The organism is Frankia sp. CcWB3 (assembly GCF_977927595.1).
This window is the reverse complement of sequence record NZ_CDWRCK010000073.1, coordinates 4,940-9,052: the sequence shown is the minus strand read 5'-3', so window position 1 is coordinate 9,052 and position 4,113 is coordinate 4,940. Positions and strand designations below refer to the sequence as shown.

Genomic DNA, 4,113 nt, shown 5'->3' with positions numbered 1-4,113 from the left:
CTTCCCGCGCCTCCGGAAAGGATGTTTCCGAACCGTGTTCGTCGAAATCGCCATCCCGGGGGCAGCCGGCACCACGATCCCCGCCGGTGCCGCAATTTCCGCCGGTGCCGCACTCCCCGCCAACACCGCCTCCCCCGCCAACACCGCGTCACGCGTGCCGGTGCGGGCCGCCCGGCCATCGCTGGCCCGGCGGATGCTCGCTGCCACCCCGCCCTACCTGTACCTGCTGCCCGGAGTGGCCAGCCTGGTGCTACGGACCTACAAGCCGATCATCGAGGCCGTCCAGCTGTCCTTCTACCACTGGAACCTGCTGCCGAATTCGCCACGGACCTACGTCGCTCTGGACAATTACCGGCTGGTCCTCACCCTTCCGCAGCTCCGGGGCGCCGCGAAGAACACGCTGTGGTACATCCTCGGCCTGATTCCGTTCGCCATCGTTCTGCCCACCGCCATCGCGCTGGCCATCCGGGACCTGGGCGGTCGATCGCGCACCGTCTACCGGGCGCTGGTCTTTCTGCCGATACTGGTCGCGCCGGTCCCCGCCGCCGCGGTCTGGCGCTGGTTGCTGGACTCCAGAGGGGTGGTGAACCACACCCTCGGGTTCGGTGCCTACAGCTGGCTGCGGGAGGAGCGGACGGCGCTGATCGCCATCCTGGCGATCTGCGCGTGGCAGATCCTCGGCTTCGCCACCCTCGTCATCTCCGCCGGACTCACCGGCATCAGCAGTGATTACGCCGAGGCCGCCGAGATGGACGGAGCGTCGCGCTGGCAGGTCACCCGGCGGGTGACCCTGCCGATGCTGCGCTCGACTCTGCTGTTCATGCTGCTGATGACCGTGCTGCTGTCGGGGCAGTGGACGTTCCCGCTGCTCGACGTGCTCACCCAGGGCGGCCCCGCCGACTCCTCAACCAACATCTATTACCTGCTCTGGCAGTTCGGTTTCCGCAGCCTGGACTCCGGCCTGGCCTCCGCGGCGGGCATCGCGTTCTTCCTCGTCTTCGCGGCGGTGGCGGCGGTGCTGGTCAAACTGGCCGACCGGTACAGCTTCGCTGACAACTGACTCGGACCCTCGGCGACCGGATTTCTCGACGCGCCCCGGTCCCTCGATCCAAGGATGCGAACACGATGAGCAGCATGCGGATACCGCGGATACCCCACTGGCGGACCGCGGCCAGCCATCTGATGCTGGCCCTGCTGAGCCTGATCAGCCTGTTCCCGGTGTACTGGATGTTCGCCACCTCCTTCCGCCGGCCAGACGACATCTTCGACCAGTCGCTCCTGCCCTGGCCGCTGAGCCTGGCGAACTACCGCTACGTCTTCGACAGTCTCGACATCGGCGTGCTACTCGCCAACACCTTCACGATCGCCGCCGTCACCGCCGCCGGCCAGCTCATGATGTCCCTGCTCGCCGCCTACGCCTTCGCCGCCTGGGAGTTCCGCGGCAGGACCCTGTTCTACCTGGCGTTCGTGGCCACCTGGCTGATCCCGTTCCAGGTAACGATGATCTCGAACTACCTGGTGCTGTCAAACCTGGGCCTGCTGAACACACTGGCCGGCGTCATCGTGCCGAACCTGTGCTCGGCGCTGGCGGTGCTCATGCTCCGCCAGCACATGCAGGCCTTCCCCCGGGAACTGCTCGACGCGGCCCGCATCGACGGGCGGGGATCGTGGTCCACATTGTGGACGGTCGTCGTGCCGAACCTGCGCCCGGCGCTGGCGTCGCTGTCGATCCTGCTGTTCATCACCGCCTGGAACGAGTACTTCTGGCCGGCGCTGGCGCTGCAGCGGGCGAACTCCGTCATCCAGCTGGGTATCCGCGGCTTCCTGACCCTCGAGGGCGACAACTGGGGCGCCCTGATGGCCGGGTCCGGCCTCGCCTGCCTGCCCGTCTTCGCCCTCTACCTGGTCCTGCAGCGCCAGGTCGTCGACGCGTTCGTGCGCTCCGGCCTGCGCTGACCGCGCTGCTCCCGCGGGCGATCGGCCACGCCACCCTCGCGGTGTGCCGCGCCGCCTACGAGTTCTGGGTCGACCAGGCCGACAGCCGGCCGGCCGAGTGACGGCGATCCGCGGACAGAATCCTCGGACAGAATCCTCGGAGTGACCGCCGGTGTCGTCGACCCGCCTGACATGAGAGGCCCATCATGGCTGCGCGGTCGCGACCCGGTCCCGGCCGGCGTGCTTTGCCCGGTAGAGGGCCGCGCCGGCGCGGATGAGCAGGTCGCCATGCCCGGAATCGTCCGGGTTCAGCATCGCCACCCCCACGCTGACGGTGACCGGGAGCGGACCGTCGGCGGTAGCCACCGGGCTCGCCCCGATAGCCTGCCGAAGCCGCTCGGCGAGAACACTCGCCGTCGCAGCCGGGCAGCCCAGCACGGCCGCGAACTCCTCGCCACCGATACGGCCGACGATGTCCTGCGGACGCAACGTACCCTGCACGCGTCGAGCGACCTCGGCAAGAACCGTATCGCCCACAGCATGGCCATGACCGTCATTGACCTGCTTGAAATGATCAATATCGATCGTGAAGGCGGCCAGCGGCCGCGCAGTGTGCAGATGCCTGCGAGCCAGAGCATCAGCCTCGTCGAAGAAGTGACGCCGATTCGCCAACCCCGTCAGCGGATCACTCTCCGCGAGCCGCTGCGTCTCCTCGAACAGGTAGGCATTCTCACAGGCCGTCGCCGCCTGGCCCAGCACGGCATAAGCCAGACGAGCCTGCCTGGGGTTGTAGCCACCAGCGGCCCGCGAGGCGATCAGAACAACGACGGTGAGGGCCGGCCGGCACAGGGCCGGCACGGCCAGCCAACTGCCCACCGGGTACCGCTGGCCGGGGAGCACCTCCGGCAACGTCCGGTGCGGCCCGATCATCCCACCACCATGGAACGCCAGCAGCAGCGGGGAGGCCGGGAGCGGGACGACCATCGCCCCGACCGCCCGGCTATCCACCTGGCCGTAGACCGCCACGACCCGCAACGTTCCGCACGGCTCCCGGGCGAGCGCCCACGCCGCCTCGGCGGAAGCTGCGTGGCGGCCGCCGTCATGACCCGCCCGAGGATCTCCGGGGGAGTCACCGCCCTGGTGGTCTCGACGACGACCCGGTGCATCGTCTCGGCCAGTTCCCGCCGCTGGCGCTCCGCCATCAGCAGCCTGCGCAACTCCGCCGCGTCGGCCTCGCGAAGCGAGATCAGTTCCCGGTCGTGCCCCGGCGCGGCGAGGAGCAAGGCATCCTGAATCTGGTTGGCGACCATGCCCGCCGTGGCCGTCAGCAGCGGCCCGGCATCCCGGCGCGGACAGGTGAGATCGAACAGGCCGAGCGTCTGCCCCGTCGCCGGATCACGCAGGGGAACACCGGCACAGGCGAACTCGCCGAGGGGCTCCGCGTAGTGCTCCTGACCGAACACGTGCGCCGGCCTGTGCTCCTCGAGAGCGGTGCCGATGCCGTTGGTGCCGACAAACCGCTCGGCGAAACTAAATCCGGGCACCAGCGATATACGGTCCAGCCGGCGTTCGAACGCGGCGTCGCCGGTGCACCGCACGAGCACCAGACCGTTCGCGTCGGTGACGATCGCGCTGACGGCCTGCCTGGCCAGGCGGTCGGCGAGCTGGCACAGGACCGGTTCGGCCGCGCGCACGACAGGTGCGTCGAGGTCCGACGCGGCGGGGAGAGGCTCGGGGCTGTCCGCGGCCACCGCCCACCGCCGCGACCGCATCCACGACTCGCGGATCGGATCCCGCACCCCACCGGGCTCGCTGGTCTCAGCTGAGATCCCAGCGGTGAAGAACCGCTCGCGCACCCGCTCGAGCGAGGCTCCCTCCCCACCGTTGAGGCGAACCCCCGAGGCCCGTCCGGCTCGCCGAGACGGTCTTGACCGATCCGGCATGACGCACCTTCCCGCACCTTTAACCGTGTGACCTGGGGCAAGTATATGCCGCTGGGGCATGAGCTCAGAATCATAATCCGCTTAGCCCTGCTCGCCGGAGAGGGCAAAAATTGCAGAGAAAGCAATATCCAGTATTTTTCTCCCGAAAATCGGTCTTTCATGTGCTTGGTAGGCGGGGTGCGGTGCGGCCGCCTGCACGGTGTTAGGAGTCGAAATGAAATAACTTGCGCGTTTC

At 68.5% G+C, this 4,113-nt stretch carries 4 protein-coding genes; 2 read left to right on the top strand and 2 right to left on the bottom strand.

Annotated elements, in window-relative coordinates:
- Window positions 1–34: 34 nt before the first annotated feature.
- Window positions 35–1,060 carry a carbohydrate ABC transporter permease gene (locus ACY5KJ_RS08125; RefSeq protein ID WP_462187135.1) on the top strand — a complete coding sequence of 342 codons (1,026 nt, stop codon included), beginning with the start codon at window positions 35–37 and terminating at the stop codon, window positions 1,058–1,060.
- Between the two features lie 65 nt (window positions 1,061–1,125).
- The gene (locus ACY5KJ_RS08120; protein ID WP_462187128.1) at window positions 1,126–1,956 is read left to right on the top strand and encodes a carbohydrate ABC transporter permease; all 831 of its coding nucleotides are present in this window, start codon (window positions 1,126–1,128) and stop codon (window positions 1,954–1,956) included.
- A 183-nt stretch (window positions 1,957–2,139) separates the two neighbouring features.
- On the opposite strand, the gene ACY5KJ_RS08115 is transcribed toward ACY5KJ_RS08120, so the two are convergent.
- Complete coding sequence (locus ACY5KJ_RS08115; RefSeq protein WP_462203097.1) at window positions 2,140–2,919, bottom strand: GGDEF domain-containing protein; 780 nt, start codon at window positions 2,917–2,919, stop codon at window positions 2,140–2,142.
- The gene (locus tag ACY5KJ_RS08110; RefSeq protein WP_462203096.1) at window positions 2,862–3,791 is read right to left on the bottom strand and encodes a GAF domain-containing protein; all 930 of its coding nucleotides are present in this window, start codon (window positions 3,789–3,791) and stop codon (window positions 2,862–2,864) included. The genes ACY5KJ_RS08115 and ACY5KJ_RS08110 overlap by 58 nt, the downstream gene beginning before the upstream one ends.
- Window positions 3,792–4,113: the final 322 nt, after the last annotated feature.

Excerpts from the sequence above, each read along its gene's own strand:
- ACY5KJ_RS08115 (WP_462203097.1), bottom strand. The coding sequence starts at position 2,919 with ATGGTCGTCCCGCTCCCGGCCTCCCCGCTGCTGCTGGCGTTCCATGGT.
- ACY5KJ_RS08120 (WP_462187128.1), top strand. The coding sequence starts at position 1,126 with ATGAGCAGCATGCGGATACCGCGGATACCCCACTGGCGGACCGCGGCC.